Here is a 16,008-nt window from a genome sequence, read left to right as displayed (position 1 = left end):
AAACCTCCGATGAGTGCTTCGTAGCCGATTTGAGGCTGGATACATCCTCAAATCCAGGGCACTATGTCTGAAATATCCCGTCCTGACAGAGGCTGACCAGGACTTTTCCTCTGTTCTCGCTGACTCAGGCGGACTTGGCCGCTAGTCTCCGAGCAGAGTGAACGGGCAGAGCGTGTTGCTCGTAGCTCCCTAGGTGTGGGGCCACTAGGTTCCTCACCGGTCCGTATCCGACAGTTCGACATCCGAGGTGACGTAGGCGTGGCTCTTCCGCCCCTTACCCCCGAACAGCGCGCAGCCGCGCTCGAAAAGGCCGCCGCGGCTCGCCGGGAGCGGGCCGAGGTCAAGAATCGACTCAAGCACTCCGGCGCCTCCCTGCATGAGGTCATCAAGCAGGGTCAGGAGAACGACGTCATCGGCAAGATGAAGGTCTCCGCCCTGCTCGAGTCCCTGCCGGGCGTGGGCAAGGTCCGTGCCAAGCAGATCATGGAGCGACTCGGCATCTCCGAGAGCCGCCGCGTGCGGGGTCTCGGTTCCAACCAGATCGCCTCCCTGGAGCGTGAGTTCGGCAGCACCGGCTCCTGAGTCCGGGCACTGCCGGGAAGGGAGTCCCGGGCACTCCGGGATTGCTGGAATAATCGCTGCATGAGTGAACGTCCGCGGCTGACCGTGCTCTCCGGCCCCTCCGGGGTCGGCAAGAGCACGGTCGTCGCCCATATGCGCAAGGAACACCCCGAGGTCTGGCTCTCGGTGTCGGCGACGACCCGCAAGCCCCGCCCGGGCGAGCAGGACGGTGTCCACTACTTCTTCGTCACCGACGACGAGATGGACAAGCTGATCGCCAACGGTGAGCTGCTGGAGTGGGCCGAGTTCGCGGGCAACCGCTACGGCACGCCGCGTGGCGCCGTGCTGGAGCGCCTGGAGGCCGGTGAACCCGTCCTCCTGGAGATCGACCTCCAGGGCGCCCGACAGGTCCGCGAGTCCATGTCGGAGGCCCAGCTGGTGTTCCTGGCCCCTCCCTCCTGGGAGGAGCTCGTGCGCAGACTCACCGGGCGGGGCACCGAGCCGCCCGAGGTCATCGAGCGCCGCCTGGACGCCGCGAAGATCGAACTCGCGGCCGAGCCGGAGTTCGACGAGACCCTGGTCAACACCTCCGTCGAGGATGTGGCGCGTGAGCTGCTAGCCTTGATGGATGTCCTGTGATCACGGTCCTGTGATCACGATCATTCTTTTCCCATCCATCGGAAGGTAGAGCGTGTCCTCTTCCATCTCCGCGCCCGAGGGCATCATCAACCCCCCGATCGACGAGCTCCTCGAGGCCACCGACTCGAAGTACAGCCTCGTGATCTACGCGGCCAAGCGGGCCCGTCAGATCAACGCGTACTACTCGCAGCTCGGCGAGGGCCTCCTCGAGTACGTCGGTCCGCTCGTCGACACCCACGTCCACGAGAAGCCGCTCTCGATCGCCCTGCGCGAGATCAACGCTGGTCTGCTGACGTCCGAGGCCGTCGAGGGTCCCGCGTAGCAGTAGTAGTACTTTCAGCTCGCAGCTGAGTTTTCCACAGGCCCGGCAGTACGACTGCCGGGCCTGTGGTGTGTGATGGAGGGGTGCGCTCCTGCCGGGCGCACGGGAGCCGAGTGCCGGGGAGAGACGGTGGACAAGCCCAAGGTCGTGCTGGGGGTCAGCGGTGGCATCGCCGCCTACAAGGCCTGCGAGCTGCTGCGGAGACTGACCGAGTCCGGCCATGACGTGCGCGTGGTGCCCACCGCCTCCGCCCTGCACTTCGTCGGTGCCGCCACCTGGTCCGCCCTCTCCGGCAACCCCGTCTCCACCGAGGTCTGGGACGACGTCCACGAGGTCCCGCACGTCCGCATCGGGCAGCACGCCGACCTGGTGGTCGTCGCCCCGGCCACCGCCGACATGCTCGCCAAGGCCGCCCACGGCCTCGCCGACGACCTCCTCACCAACACCCTGCTCACGGCCCGCTGTCCCGTCGTCTTCGCCCCCGCGATGCACACCGAGATGTGGGAGCACCCGGCCACCCAGGAGAACGTGGCGACACTGCGCCGCCGCGGCGCCGTCGTGATCGAGCCGGCCGTCGGCCGCCTCACCGGCGTCGACACCGGCAAGGGACGGCTGCCCGACCCCGCCGAGATCTTCGAGGTCTGCCGCCGCGTCCTGGCCCGGGGGGTGCGCGAACCCGACCTCACCGGCCGGCACGTCGTGGTCAGCGCCGGCGGCACCCGCGAGCCGCTCGACCCGGTCCGCTTCCTCGGCAACCGCTCCTCCGGCAAGCAGGGCTACGCCCTCGCCCGCACCGCCGCCGCCCGGGGCGCCCGCGTCACGCTGATCGCGGCGAACACCGGCCTGCCCGACCCGGCGGGCGTCGACGTCGTGCAGGTCGGGACGGCCGTGCAGCTGCGCGAGGCGGTGCTGAAGGCGGCCGCCGACGCCGACGCGGTCGTGATGGCGGCCGCCGTGGCCGACTTCCGGCCGGAGACCTACGCCGCCGGGAAGATCAAGAAGAAGGACGGGAAGGAACCCGACCCGATCGTCCTCGTACGGAATCCGGACATCCTCGCGGAGATCTCCGCCGACCGCGCCCGCCCCGGACAGGTGGTCGTCGGCTTCGCCGCCGAGACCGACGACGTGCTCGCCAACGGCCGGACGAAACTGCGGCGGAAGGGGTGCGATCTGCTGGTGGTCAACGAGGTGGGTGAGCGCCGAACCTTCGGCTCCGAGGAGAACGAGGCGGTCGTCCTGGGCGCCGACGGCAGCGAGACCCCGGTGCCGCACGGCCCCAAGGAAGCCCTGGCCGAAATCGTGTGGGACCTCGTGACGCCACGCCTGAGCTGACTGTTTGATGCGCTCGCCGTTCCCTCGTACGCCGCTCGATTCGGGCGTGGCGACCCTGGCCAAGGGCGCTCGGCATTCGGCAGAATGCCCGTGCCGCAGGTCACAGCGCTCCCGAGAGGCGAGACAGGTGGGCCGGTGGTCGGGCTCGACCGATAAACTGTTCCCGGACGACGCCGGGCGCAGCTCCCGTCGTGTCCGCCAATGATCAGCCAGCAGCCGCTGCAACCCCAGGGAGCGTTGTGTCCCGTCGCCTGTTCACATCGGAGTCCGTGACCGAGGGTCACCCCGACAAGATCGCTGACCAGATCAGCGACACCATCCTCGACGCGTTGCTGCGCGAGGACCCGACGTCCCGCGTCGCCGTCGAGACCCTGATCACGACCGGTCTGGTGCACGTGGCCGGTGAGGTCACCACCAAGGCCTACGCGCCGATTCCCCAGCTCGTGCGCGACAAGATCCTCGAGATCGGCTACGACTCCTCGAAGAAGGGCTTCGACGGCGCCTCCTGCGGTGTCTCGGTGTCCATCGGCGCGCAGTCCCCGGACATCGCGCAGGGCGTCGACACGGCGTACGAGTCCCGGGTCGAGGGTGCCTCCCAGAGGGAAAAGGGCGACGAGCTCGACAAGCAGGGCGCCGGCGACCAGGGCCTGATGTTCGGCTACGCCTCCGACGAGACGCCGACCCTGATGCCGCTGCCGATCTTCCTGGCGCACCGCCTGTCCAAGCGCCTGTCGGACGTCCGCAAGAACGGGACCATCCCCTACCTGCGCCCCGACGGCAAGACCCAGGTCACCATCGAGTACGACGGCGACAAGGCCGTCCGCCTCGACACGGTCGTCGTCTCCTCGCAGCACGCCAGCGACATCGACCTGGACTCCCTGCTGGCTCCCGACATCCGCGAGTTCGTCGTGGAGCCGGAGCTGAAGGCGCTCCTGGACGACGGCATCAAGCTCGACACCGAGAACTACCGTCTGCTGGTCAACCCGACCGGCCGCTTCGAGATCGGCGGCCCGATGGGTGACGCCGGCCTCACCGGCCGCAAGATCATCATCGACACCTACGGCGGCTTCGCCCGGCACGGCGGCGGCGCCTTCTCCGGCAAGGACCCGTCCAAGGTCGACCGTTCGGCCGCGTACGCCATGCGCTGGGTCGCGAAGAACGTGGTCGCCGCGGGTCTCGCCGCGCGCTGCGAGGTCCAGGTCGCCTACGCGATCGGCAAGGCCGAGCCGGTCGGTCTGTTCGTGGAGACCTTCGGCACCAACAAGGTCGAGACCGAGAAGATCGAGAAGGCCATCGACGAGGTCTTCGACCTCCGCCCGGCCGCGATCATCCGCGACCTCGACCTGCTGCGCCCGATCTACGCCCAGACCGCCGCGTACGGCCACTTCGGCCGCGAGCTGCCCGACTTCACCTGGGAGAAGACGGACCGCGTGGACGCGCTGCGCAAGGCCGCGGGGCTGTAGGACTCCGTTCGGTCCACCATCTGTGTGACGTCGGCTCCCGGGACCTGAGGGTCTCGGGAGCCGACGTCGTTGTGTGCGGGGGGCCGCCAGGCCTCCTGCTTCTCCGCGGGGGTCGTTGTCAGTGGGGTTCGGTAAGAATGCAGGGGTGAGCAGCGAGAACGGGCAGGGGGGCGGGGGCGGGGAGGGCGCGCCCCCGGAGCAGCTCGCGCTGATCCGGGAGAGCGTGCGGCAGGCGAAGGTGCCCCGGGCCAAACCACGGACCTGGCGCGGAGCCGCGCTGGCGGGGGAACTGCCGGTCGCGCGCGTGCTGGTCGACAAGGGCGTGCTGCATCTGGACCGGTACTTCGACTACGCCGTGCCCGCCGACCTGGACGCCGACGCGCAGCCGGGAGTGCGGGTGCGTGTGAGGTTCGGGGCCGGGCGGGGCCGGGTGCGTGAGGGGCGCCGCGAGGGCGGGGGGCTCATCGACGGGTTCCTCGTCGAGCGCCTCGCCTCGTCCGACTACTCCGGACCGCTCGCGGCCCTCGCCCAGGTCGTGTCGCCCGAGCCGGTGCTGAGTCCCGAGCTGCTGGGACTGGCGCGGGCCGTCGCCGACCGGTACGCCGGGAGTCTGGCCGATGTGCTGCAACTGGCCGTGCCGCCGCGCAACGCGCGTGCCGAGCAACGGCCCTCACCTGCCCCCATGCCCCCACCACCGGCACCGGCGGCCGGGTCCTGGGTGCGGTACGAGCGTGGGGGAGCCTTTCTGGAGTCCCTGGCGTCGGGGGGCGCGCCGCGCGCCGTGTGGAACGCGTTGCCCGGGCCCGAGTGGAGCGAGGAGCTGGCGCGGGCCGTCGCCGCGACGCTCGCCTCAGGACGGGGCGCGCTCGTCGTCGTACCGGACGGGCGGGCCGCCGCTCGGGTCGACGCGGCACTGACGGCTCTGCTGGGGGAGGGGCGGCATGCGCTGCTCACCGCCGATGCCGGGCCCGAGAAGCGGTATCGCGAGTGGCTGGCCGTGCGGCGCGGGTCCGTACGGGCCGTCGTCGGGACGCGGGCCGCGATGTTCGCTCCCGTACGGGACCTCGGACTCGTCGCCCTCTGGGACGACGGGGACGACAGCCACAGCGAGCAGCACGCGCCGCAGCCCCATGCGCGCGAGGTACTGCTGCTGCGGGCCGCGCAGGACCGGTGCGGGTTCCTGATGGGGGGCTGGAGCTGCACGGTGGAGGGCGCGCAGCTCGTCGAGAGCGGGTGGGCGCGGCCGCTGGTCGGCGCGCGCGAGCAGGTGCGGCAGGCCGCGCCGCTGGTGCGGACCGTGGGGGACCAGGACCTGGCGCGGGACGAGGCCGCGCGCGCCGCCCGGCTGCCCACCCTCGCCTGGCGGGCGGCCAGGGAGGGGCTGCGGCACGGGCCGGTGCTCGTGCAGGTGCCGCGGCGCGGGTACGTACCGCGGATGGCGTGTGCGCAGTGCCGGGCCGCCGCGCGGTGCCGGCACTGCTCCGGGCCGTTGGAGGCGCGGGACGGCGGGGCGCTGTGGTGCGGGTGGTGCGGGCGTGAGGAGAGCGCGTGGCACTGCCCGGAGTGCGGGTCGTTCCGGCTGCGGGCCCAGGTCGTGGGGGCGCGGCGGACCGCCGAGGAGCTGGGGCGGGCGTTTCCCGCCGTACCGGTGCGGACGTCCGGGCGGGAGCATGTGCTGGACACGGTGCCGGGGGCGCCCGCGCTGGTCGTGAGTACGCCGGGGGCCGAGCCGGTGGCCGAGGGCGGGTACGCGGCGGCGCTGCTGCTCGACGGGTGGGCCATGCTGGGGCGGCCCGATCTGCGGGCCGGTGAGGACGCGCTGCGCCGCTGGATCGCGGCCGCGGCGCTGGTGCGGCCGCAGGGGGACGGCGGGACCGTGGTGGTGGTCGCCGAGCCGACCTTGCGGCCCGTGCAGGCGCTGGTGCGGTGGGACCCCGTGGGACATGCGCTGCGGGAGCTCGCCGAGCGGGCCGAGCTGGGCTTTCCGCCGGTGTCGCGGATGGCGGCCGTGTCCGGGACGGGGGAGGCGGTGGCCGCGTTCCTGGGGGCGGTCGAGCTGCCCGGGGAGGCGGAGGTGCTGGGGCCGGTTCCCCTGCCGGTGACTCCGCCGGGGCGGCCTCGGCGACCGGGGGCGCCGCCTCCCGGTGAGCACTGGGAGCGGGCGCTGATCCGGGTGCCGCCGGGGAGGGGGGCGGCGCTGGCCTCCGCGGTGAAGGCGGCGCAGGCGGCTCGGATGGCCCGGACGGCCCGGGGCGGGGAGGAAGCCGTGTGGGTGCGGATCGATCCGGTGGACATCGGGTGAGGGTGTGCCTGTGCGCGGGGCCGGTGGCTCGCGCACGGGCGCGGGTGGATGTGCGGGAGCCCTCTCGGGAGGGGCCGAGAGGGCGATGTGGGGGGTGTGTCAGCCGTTGCGGGGGCCGGGGAACGCGGTCGGTCTCACCTCGTCGCGCAGGGCCGGGCTGCCCGCCGTCGGCTGGGTCGGCATGGAGCGGGCGGCGGGGACGGTGGGGACCGTCGGGATGCCCGTGTTCACGCTGACCGTGCGGGGGCTGGTCGCCTCCGGGGTGCGTTCGGTCTCCGCGGGCGCCTGGGCGGCGGCTCGGCGGGAGCCGTAGCGGCGGTGGACCGCCTGCTTGGTGACTCCGAGTGCGGAGCCCACCGCGTCCCACGAGAAGCCGAGTGAACGGTCGAAGTCCACCGCCGCGGTGACCAGGGTCTCGACACTGTCCCGGAGTTCCTGGGCGAGGCGGACCGTCGGGGCGGGGGCGCGTCCGTAGACGACGAAGCCCGTGGAGGGGCCGGAGCGGCGCGGGCGGTAGACGTTGCCCAGTTGGGCGGTGAGGGTGCGCAGCGCGTCCACCTGCCGGCGGACCCGCTCGATGTCCCGCACCAGCAAATGCAGGCTGGCCCGGGCCTGGGCGTCGTGGGTTGCATGGTCGGCCATGAACAAGCCTCTCGAACCGGCGTTGAGGAGAAGGTCAACTCTTTCTTGACCAACGCGGGTTCGCTCCGCTGGTCACGGTGTGGGGGCGTATGGGCATATGCGGGCGCCCCCTTGTGGCCTGTTTTCCCACCCGGGCACCGCCCGTTTCCAGTGGGGAGAGAGGTGCACCTTTCCCGTGGGGGCCGAGCGACGTCGGGGGCTCTCCCTCGTGCCGCCGCCCCATAAACTTGTGCGTTGCCCGTCGTTCGTTCGTCCGAGAGGCCCGTCTCTTCATGAAGCTTGTCTTCGCCGGTACCCCCGAGGTCGCCGTTCCCGCTCTGGACGCTCTGATCGCCTCCGGGCGGCATGAGGTGGCCGCCGTGGTGACGCGCCCCGACGCTCCGGCCGGGCGGGGGCGCAGGCTGGTCGCGTCTCCGGTCGCGCAGCGGGCCGAGGAGGCGGGTATCGAGGTGCTGAAGCCCGGTCGGCCCCGGGAGCCGGAGTTCCTGGAGAGGCTCAGGGAGATCGCGCCGGACTGCTGCCCCGTCGTCGCCTACGGGGCCCTGCTGCCCAAGGTGGCCCTCGACATCCCCGCGCACGGCTGGGTCAACCTGCACTTCTCGCTGCTGCCCGCCTGGCGCGGCGCCGCGCCCATGCAGCACGCCCTCATGGCGGGGGACGAGATCACCGGGGCCTCCACGTTCCTGATCGAGGAAGGGCTCGACTCCGGTCCGGTCTACGGGACCGTCACCGAGGTGATCCGGCCCACCGACACCAGCGGTGACCTGCTGACGCGCCTCGCGTTCGCCGGTGCCGGGCTGCTCGCCGCGACCATGGACGGGATCGAGGACGGCACCCTGAAGGCCGTGCCGCAGCCCGGCGACGGCATCACCCTCGCCCCGAAGATCACCGTCGAGGACGCCCTGGTCGACTGGGCCGCGCCCGCGCTGCGGGTCGACCGTGTCGTGCGAGGCTGCACCCCGGCCCCCGGCGCCTGGACCACCTTCCGCGGCGAGCGGCTCAAGCTCATCCAGGTGCAGCCGGTCCCGGGACGCGACGATCTCGCGCCGGGTGCGCTGGCCGTCGGCAAGAACAGCGTCCACGTCGGCACCGGGTCGCACGCCGTCGAGCTGCTGTGGGTGCAGGCCCAGGGCAAGAAGCCGATGCGGGCGGCCGACTGGGCGCGCGGGGTGCGTATCGGCGAGGGCGAGCGGGTCGGGGCGTAACGGTCCTGCACCGGCTCCGCGTACGGCGGCGGTGAGCGGGGCAGGGCGTAACGGTCCTGCACCGGCCCGGCGTTCACGACGTACGCTGGACGCGTCTTTCATCCTGCAATCCGGAGCACCTTTTTCGTGAGCGACCAGTCCCGCCGTCCCCGCAAGCCCGCCAAGCCCTACCGTCGGCCCCAGAAGGATCCTGTCCGCATCCTCGCCTTCGAGGCGCTGCGGGCCGTGGACGAGCGGGACGCGTACGCCAACCTGGTGCTGCCGCCGCTGCTGCGCAAGGCGCGGGAGAAGGAAGGGCCCGACAAGTTCGACGGACGGGACGCGGCGCTCGCCACCGAGCTGGTCTACGGGACACTGCGGCGGCAGGGGACGTACGACGCCGTCATCGCGGCCTGTGTCGACCGGCCGCTGCGGGAGGTCGACCCGCCGGTGCTCGACGTGCTCAGCCTCGGCGTGCATCAGCTGCTCGGGACGCGGATTCCGACCCACGCCGCGGTGTCCGCGTCCGTCGAGCTCGCGCGGGTCGTGCTCGGGGACGGGCGGGCGAAGTTCGTCAACGCCGTGCTGCGGAAGGTCGCCCAGCACGATCTCGACGGGTGGCTGGAGCAGATCGCGCCGCCCTACGACGACGATCCCGAGGACCATCTCGCCGTCGTGCACTCGCACCCGCGCTGGGTGGTCTCCGCGCTGTGGGACTCGCTCGGCGGCGGGCGCGCAGGCATCGAGGAACTGCTCGAGGCCGACAACGAGCGGCCCGAGGTGACCCTCGTCGCCCGGCCCGGGCGGGCCACGGCCGACGAACTGCTCCGGGAGGAGGCCGCCGTGCCCGGGCGCTGGTCGCCGTACGCCGTGCGGCTCACCGAGGGCGGGGAGCCCGGGGCCGTCGACGCCGTACGGGAGGGGCGCGCGGGAGTGCAGGACGAGGGGAGCCAGCTCGTCGCGCTCGCCCTCGCCAACGTGCCGCTGGAGGGGCGGGACGAGAAGTGGCTCGACGGGTGCGCCGGACCCGGCGGCAAGGCCGCGCTGCTTGCCGCGCTCGCCGCCGAACGCGGGGCGACCCTCCTCGCCTCCGAGAAGCAGCCGCACCGCGCGGGCCTCGTGGCGAAGGCCCTGCACGGCAATCCCGGGCCCTACCAGGTCATCGCCGCCGACGGGACCCGGCCGCCGTGGCGTCCAGACTCCTTCGACCGCGTGCTGATGGACGTGCCCTGCACCGGGCTCGGCGCGCTGCGCCGGCGGCCCGAGGCGCGCTGGCGGCGCCGGCCGGAGGATCTCGAAGGGTTCGCGCCGTTGCAGCGCGGGCTGCTGCGGACCGCGCTGGAGTCCGTCCGGGTCGGGGGTGTCGTCGGGTACGCCACCTGCTCCCCGCACCTCGCGGAGACACGGGCCGTCGTCTCCGACGTGCTCAAGCAGTTCCCGGAGACCGAGCTCATCGACGCGCGGGCGATGCTGCCCGGCATGCCGATGCTCGGCGAGGGGCCCGACGTACAGCTGTGGCCGCATCTGCACGGCACCGACGCCATGTACCTGGCGCTCATCCGCCGGACCGGCTGAGGCGTGCCGAGCACGTCCGCTAACGAACGTTGTTTAGGGGGCTGCGGACGATGGCCATCTCCAGGCCCGAGAGGACCTGGGAATTGGTGTGCAGATCACCGTGCCGGGACTGCACGGTCTGGACGGACCGGAGCCCCTCGCCCGGTCGGAACGCGCTCACCCTGGGGACGGTGGCGTCGCCGGAGAAGTCCTCTCCCCGGTAAGTGTCGAGCATGGTGACGACGCCGTCGGCGATGCGCAGTGTCGTCGGTGTCGGCTGTCCCGTCCCGATGATGGAGTACCGCTCGAACAGTCCGTCCGGTTGGGCGAGTTCGGTCTCCAGCAACTCCGTGGTGAAACGCACTCCGTCACGGACCTTGGCCGGGTGGAGCGGGGGGAGGGGCTCTTCGGTGAGCGGGACGAGCTCTACTCCTCGCTCCACGCAGGCGTACTGAGGGAGCAACTGATAGGCGGCCGGCAGCGTGCGAAGGAACGCGCTGGACGCTTCCCGCATCGCACGCACCATGCCGCTGCCGTGAACCATCTGGTGCGCCATTCTGGGCAGTCCGCGCAGGGGGGTGCCGATGGTGATGAGGCATTTCGTGATGGCTGCCCCGTCGGCATGCGCGGTGTACCAGCGGGCGGCCAGTCCGCCGGTTCCGTGGCAGACGAAGATGACTTTGGCGTCGTGGTACGGCCCGCCCTGGGCACGCCAGCGTTCCAGCACCGGTTCGATGACGGTGCCGAGCCACGCACCCACCTGGCGGTTGGACAACCGCCAGTCGTACGGGAGCGGGAGCAGGTTGCCGGGTGCCGACCCGGTCCCCACGGTGACGTCACGGCATCCCAGGCGACGGAGGAAGGACAACAGCCTGTCGTATCCCGAGGTGATGGACACGCCCGGAAGCGTTACGACGTCGCGTATGAGGGCGGCGGGAATGACGCCGTCCGGGGCGGGTCCGTCGCCGATGTCGTCAGGGAGCATGAGCGTGCGGAACAGAGCCGGGGCCCGGAGGGCCATGCGCATCATCTCTGTCGGGGCCGTACCCCAGACCGTCTTGTTCCCCTGACGCAGGGTGCTGCCCATGAACGTCGGCAGCACCACCACCAGGTCGGTCACGGCGGGTCGTTCGCTGCGCGGCGGGTCGGTACGCGTGGGTGAGGGGGTGTGGGTTTCCGCGGCCGCTTCCGTCCCGTATCCGGGGTTCGGGAACATGGGGCGGGCCTGTCCGCGTGACGCAAAGCTGGCATGGTGCGGGACATGCGCGAGGGCTGTCGTGCACAGGTCCTCACCGGTGATGAATTCCCTGTCCGCGTGCCATGCGTCCCGTGCCTCGGGAGCAGGCCCGCGCGTGAGCAGGTCGCAGAGGGTTTCGACCAGACGCGATGGATCGCTCCCCGACCGGTGCGGGGCATGGGAGACGAACCTGCCGCGCCAGTGCCTCTCCTCGGAGGGCGAAGGCGCGAGGGTGGTCCGTCCGTCGGGCCCCCGCACTTCGCACAGGTCCAGGACGAGCAGGAACTGCTCCGCGCGAACGGAGGCGAGGACGGCCTCGACGTTCTCGACGGCAGCACCCGTGTCGATGCCGTCGGTTACGCCGTCCGAGGTCAGAAACAGCGATCCGTCCTCGGCACGGCGAACAGCATGGCCGCTGACGAGTACCAGGACCGTCGAGAAGTCCCCGGCCAGGGCTGCCGCCTCGGACAGATCCATGGTGGTGCGTGTGTCGTACCCCGCTTTCCGAAGGACGCCTGTCAGCCGACGGACCGCCGCCGACCCGGCGGGGTGGTCCCGCTCATGGTCGTCGGGGACGACAGCCATGAACAGCCCCCTGCGTTCCGGGGCCCCGGAGTCCGGGGCGGGAAGTTCGTACTCCAGGCCTCGTGCGGTCCGCAGCCGGACCGGCTGCGGACCCACACGACGGCTCACCACCTCGCCGGGCGCGACGGAGATGTGCTCCTCTTCGACCGCGGCGGGGTCCACGAGAGTGAGGAGCCTCGGGTACGTGTCGGGAATGGAAAGGGAACGAGCGCCCCGGCCGGGGCCGAGGTTGCCTAGTTCGATGAGATCGCCGGTTCTGCGTACGTTGATGTGCGCGTCGTCGAGCAGATGCACGACGTCGTTCAGGTCGGTGGCGGTGAGTGGGGGAGTGGAGGCGAAGTGAGGCCGGCGGCGCGATTGGTGCCGCAGGGACACATGAGCCAGTTTCCAGGCGGCCGCCGTTTGTTGCGCGGGCGCGGGCAGCCGGTACCAGGCGGACGCGAACCATTTGGCGACGCCTTCGCGGTCCTCCACGATCACCGCTTTGAGAGCGGGTGCCAGCGCCGCGTCGATGTCCTGCGCGCGTCCCGACAGCGCCAGCCAGGTGATGTACTCCTCCAGTCGCAGAGCGGGAGACAGGCGCCGGTGGACGTCCGCGATGCAGTCCCACACGCCATGAACACGATCAGCGGACGGCTGGGTCGCCACCATCTGGGCCAGATGACCATGGAGGTTCCGGCGCGCTTCCGGGTCGAGGACGACGCCCTTCGGGCCGCGGGAGAGCACCAGATCGCTGAACCAGAAGTCGCCTTCGGCGTCCACGTCCAACCGGGGAAACAGCTCTCTTCGAACAGTCCTGATCAACTCTGGCTCGATACGCAGAGCGACGCTCAGGACCGCGGCGAAGTCGTACAGGGGACGTGGCAGCGACGGCGGGCCGCACTCTCGTATGTGCCGCAGGTCCGGCTCGTCCAGGAACCCGGTCATGACCTGCGCCCGGCGGAGAGCGCCGAGTTCACCGTGCTGACGGTGGTGCGTTCGGACCAGGTGATGACCGGCATCCGTGAGGAGAGGACGCGCGGCACACGGTGCTTCGGGTACGGAACCAGCGCCACCATGCCACAGCCGGCGCGTCTGACGACCTGCGCCAGACGCAGCCACACCTCGGTGGACGCGCGTCGTGGACGAAGAGGTTCCCCGCCCACGCCCAGATCGGACAGCAGCAGGACGCGTGTCCCCTTGGCCGGTGGGCGGTAGGGGCCCCACGAACGGCGTTGCCCCGGTCCGCTGCCGCGCAGCGGTGAGTCGGAGAAGTACAGGATGTCGAGGCGTTCCCGTCCCACCATGGCCTGCACCTGTCGGAGCAGTTGTTTCTGGTCTCGTGCGAAGAGCTGCATCCCGTCCCCCAGGTCGACGAGGACCTGTACCCCGAATCGCAGGGTCGGCAGGGGCTGCCGGGGCAGCTGGGTCCACACCCGGTGCTGTGCGTACGCGTCCACCAGCGTATCGATGTCGACGGGACCGATCTGCTCGTCCGGAACGGCCAGTGCGCTGTTCAGGATCGCCCGGGCGGAGCGTGGCCGCAGCAGCGGTGGAGCCTGCGGTGCCGGGGCCGCTTGGCCGGCCGTCGCCTCCGCCAGCGACGGCACCCCTTCCCAGTCGACCTCGGTGACCGTCGTACGGCCCACGGGGGAGAGGACGGGGAGCTCTGCCGCGAACGCCTCGCTCACCTCCTCCTGCTCCTCGGCCGGATCGGCGCCGGGGAGCGTCGGCCAGTCGGCGAATTCCGTGTCCGGCCCGCCGTCGTGATCGTCCTCGTCGTCCGGGAAGGGCGAGTACTCGATGGCCTCGGTGCCCAAGGTGGGCACGCGCAGCAGGCCCATGAGCTCGGCGATGTCCCGCGCGGCTGCCCGATCGGCGGCGCTCGCGGCCATGGCTCGTACCAGGTCGCCGAGCCAGACCTGCGCAGACCCCGGCGTCATCCCAGGTGGGAGGTCTTGACCAGGGCCATTTCCTTCAGCCATTGCCATTGCTCGCTCCGAGGGGTGATGCCGAGGCGCCGGCAGGCGTCCAGAGCGTCGAGATACTCGGCCGTACTGGGCGGTCGGGTCGCATTCCTCTTTGCCTCCTCGCGAAGGGAGATCACGGTGTGCGCGAGCTCGTCGGCGAGACTCATGTCTGCTGGGCGGGCGCCACCCTCGTACGCATTTAGATGCGCGCCGGCGACAGCGAGCAGTTGTTCGCGCGTGGGTTCCGGCAGCACGACCGCGACGCAACGGCGGAGGAACGCGGTGGGGAGTTCGCGCTCCTCGTTCGTCGTCAAGATGATCAGTGGCGAGCCTTGGGCCGTGGGGGAGGCGCCGCCGGCCTCGGCGCGTACGACGGTGCCGGTGTGGCTCACCGTGAAGGAGTGCGAACCGAGCGGGACCAGAAGGCTGTTGGGAACATCCGGGTCCGCTTTGTCGATCTCATCGATGAGCACGACCGAGCAGCGTGGGGCGGAGGGGTGCTCGGCGGGAACCGAGTGCTCCTGCGCGGTGCTTCGCGGCACCACGTTTCCGGCACCCTGGGCCGCAGCCGACCGCGGTGCGAAGGCCCACCACAGCACTCCTGGTTCGAGGTACGCACTGGGCTCCTTCAGACGCCCCACCTGGGCATCCGCGAGCCGACGGACGAGGTCGAAGGTCCACAACAGGTCCTGGGCCTGGGTCCGTGAGGTCACCACGTGCTCGTAGTAGGACCAGTTCAGCTGGCGAGCCATGAAAGCCGCGAAGGACGACTTCCCCGTGCCGGGCTCCCCGCGCAGGAGCAGCGGGCGTCGTGTCGCGAGTGCCACCTCCGCGGCGAGCAGAAGCGGTTCCGATGTGACATAGGCCCTCCCGTCACGCCCGTCCGGCCCGTGCATCGATTTTGTTGGTCCGGTCACCACTGCGACCTCCCTTTCACGCGCCGGCCCGTTTCATGAGTTGTCTCATCGCCAGCGCCGCCCGCCGTGCCTCGTTCTCGTCCGTCGCCGCCAGCGCCGGTTGCAGCACTTTGAGCCAGTCGAGACCCTGCTCCGCGGCCCAGGTGGCGTCACGGGAGGGGGCGCCGGTCAGTACGAGTATGTTCAGCCAGGAAAACCGGTCACCGAGATCTGCGACCAGTGCGCCCACGTCCTCGAGAGGAACATCCTGGGGATCGAGGATGAGATAGAGGACTTCGCTCGAGTACGGCCGCGCGTCTTCGATGGGGTCGCCCTCCTCGAGGTGGGCCAGACTCCGGACGGCGTCTTCGCACATGGCCATGAACTCCTCGTGCTGCCCCTCACCCGCCAGCAGGCTGACGGTCCGGTACCAGTGGGTGTACGAGCAGCAGGCCGCACGGTCGATGTACTGCTCCGCGGTCTCGGGGCGGGAGGTGTTGAGCGCCATGACCACCGGGCCGTCGGACGGGAGCAGCCACCTGGCCGCCTCCGCGTTGATCCACACGGGTCGTAAGAGACGTCCGAGACGCGTGAGGTCGTCTCTTTCGATCTTCCCGACGATTCTCGTCAGTGCGTCATGGACGCGTTCTCCGCTCGGGTGGCCGAGGAGTTGATGGGCGACACACCGACGGCCTTCGTGTGCCGAGGGAAAGTTCCTGACGTCGTCGGCCGTGAGCAGTCGTACCGCGGACTGGAGCGGGCTTTCCGGCACGCGGCTCAGGTAGGTCATGATGCTTTCGGTCCAGTCCCTCATGCGGGACAGATGCGCGCTGTCCCTGACCATCGCGTTGAGCCGGGGCAAGCGGCCGACGACTTGTGCGGCCATTCCCCTGGGGGTGCCGCCTCGCTTGCCGGGACGCTGAACGAGGCACTGCAGGTTGGACAGTTGCGACAGCTCGGATCTTCGGACTTCCGGCGGAGAGATGTCTTCCAGCAGAACGGGGATGATGGTCACCGGCGACCCGAGGGCGCGACGCCACAGAAGCAGGTTGACCTCTCTGCGAACCCATGTGGATTTCATCGCCGCGGCGCTGAGCAGGATCACCGCGGCGTCGCAGTCCGCGACCCAGTGGTAGATGACGGAACGCCATTCGTCCCCGGGCTCAAGGGCGTCCATATCGACTTTGACGGACCAACAGCTCTTCTCCGCGGCCGCCTGTACGGCTTGACGTACGGCATTGGCGTTTGCGTCTCCTCGTGAGCTGTGACTGATGAAGAGCATCACCATTGACTGCCGACCATTCCCGCCTGTCCGCCCGGTCCGTCGAGAGTCCCAGAGTGA

General features: G+C 70.8%; 13 protein-coding genes. 8 read left to right on the top strand and 5 right to left on the bottom strand.

Going from position 1 to position 16,008, the window contains the following annotated elements:
* Window positions 1-258 precede the first annotated feature (258 nt).
* From ACIRF9_RS22455 to ACIRF9_RS22430, 6 genes are all read left to right on the top strand, one after another.
* Window positions 259-582 (top strand): integration host factor, encoded by a 324-nt coding sequence (locus tag ACIRF9_RS22455; RefSeq protein ID WP_003977346.1) that lies wholly within the window; start codon window positions 259-261, stop codon window positions 580-582.
* Between the two features lie 60 nt (window positions 583-642).
* A complete protein-coding gene (gene gmk / locus ACIRF9_RS22450; RefSeq protein WP_403824896.1) occupies window positions 643-1,200 on the top strand; it encodes a guanylate kinase in 558 nt (185 codons plus the stop codon).
* Window positions 1,201-1,252: 52 nt separating this feature from the next.
* Window positions 1,253-1,522, top strand: coding sequence for a DNA-directed RNA polymerase subunit omega (gene rpoZ / locus ACIRF9_RS22445; RefSeq protein ID WP_005485492.1), 270 nt, complete (start codon window positions 1,253-1,255; stop codon window positions 1,520-1,522).
* 129 nt (window positions 1,523-1,651) lie between these two features.
* Window positions 1,652-2,854, top strand: a complete 1,203-nt coding sequence (gene coaBC, locus ACIRF9_RS22440) for a bifunctional phosphopantothenoylcysteine decarboxylase/phosphopantothenate--cysteine ligase CoaBC (protein ID WP_403824893.1) — start codon at window positions 1,652-1,654, stop codon at window positions 2,852-2,854.
* Between the two features lie 239 nt (window positions 2,855-3,093).
* Window positions 3,094-4,317, top strand: coding sequence for a methionine adenosyltransferase (metK, locus tag ACIRF9_RS22435; protein WP_403824890.1), 1,224 nt, complete (start codon window positions 3,094-3,096; stop codon window positions 4,315-4,317).
* Window positions 4,318-4,462: 145 nt separating this feature from the next.
* Window positions 4,463-6,619 (top strand): primosomal protein N', encoded by a 2,157-nt coding sequence (locus ACIRF9_RS22430; protein ID WP_403824888.1) that lies wholly within the window; start codon window positions 4,463-4,465, stop codon window positions 6,617-6,619.
* Window positions 6,620-6,718: 99 nt separating this feature from the next.
* On the opposite strand, the gene ACIRF9_RS22425 is transcribed toward ACIRF9_RS22430, so the two are convergent.
* On the bottom strand, window positions 6,719-7,261 hold the full coding sequence (locus ACIRF9_RS22425; RefSeq protein ID WP_403824885.1) for a hypothetical protein: 543 nt from the start codon (window positions 7,259-7,261) through the stop codon (window positions 6,719-6,721).
* Between the two features lie 272 nt (window positions 7,262-7,533).
* Between ACIRF9_RS22425 and fmt the strand changes: the two genes are divergently transcribed.
* Window positions 7,534-8,466 carry a methionyl-tRNA formyltransferase gene (gene fmt, locus ACIRF9_RS22420; RefSeq protein ID WP_403824882.1) on the top strand — a complete coding sequence of 311 codons (933 nt, stop codon included), beginning with the start codon at window positions 7,534-7,536 and terminating at the stop codon, window positions 8,464-8,466.
* Between the two features lie 126 nt (window positions 8,467-8,592).
* A complete protein-coding gene (locus ACIRF9_RS22415) occupies window positions 8,593-10,020 on the top strand; it encodes an RsmB/NOP family class I SAM-dependent RNA methyltransferase (protein ID WP_403824879.1) in 1,428 nt (475 codons plus the stop codon).
* A 19-nt stretch (window positions 10,021-10,039) separates the two neighbouring features.
* Here the strand turns inward: ACIRF9_RS22415 and ACIRF9_RS22410 are convergent, their stop codons facing one another.
* The 4 genes from ACIRF9_RS22410 to ACIRF9_RS22395 form a co-directional block, all read right to left on the bottom strand.
* Entirely contained in the window at window positions 10,040-12,748 is a 2,709-nt protein-coding gene (locus ACIRF9_RS22410; RefSeq protein WP_403824876.1) for an esterase/lipase family protein, read from the bottom strand.
* Complete coding sequence (locus ACIRF9_RS22405) at window positions 12,745-13,743, bottom strand: hypothetical protein (protein ID WP_403824874.1); 999 nt, start codon at window positions 13,741-13,743, stop codon at window positions 12,745-12,747. Before ACIRF9_RS22405 ends, ACIRF9_RS22410 begins: the two co-directional genes overlap by 4 nt.
* The gene (locus ACIRF9_RS22400; RefSeq protein ID WP_403824871.1) at window positions 13,740-14,597 is read right to left on the bottom strand and encodes an AAA family ATPase; all 858 of its coding nucleotides are present in this window, start codon (window positions 14,595-14,597) and stop codon (window positions 13,740-13,742) included. The genes ACIRF9_RS22405 and ACIRF9_RS22400 overlap by 4 nt, the downstream gene beginning before the upstream one ends.
* Before the next feature lie 106 nt (window positions 14,598-14,703).
* The gene (locus ACIRF9_RS22395) at window positions 14,704-15,954 is read right to left on the bottom strand and encodes a toll/interleukin-1 receptor domain-containing protein (RefSeq protein WP_403824868.1); all 1,251 of its coding nucleotides are present in this window, start codon (window positions 15,952-15,954) and stop codon (window positions 14,704-14,706) included.
* Between the last annotated feature and the right edge of the window lie 54 nt (window positions 15,955-16,008).

This window comes from Streptomyces sp. NPDC096132 (assembly GCF_044763345.1).
Lineage (GTDB): Bacteria > Actinomycetota > Actinomycetes > Streptomycetales > Streptomycetaceae > Streptomyces.
The sequence above is the reverse complement of the archived record's forward strand: the minus strand, read 5'-3'. Positions and strand labels throughout refer to the sequence as shown.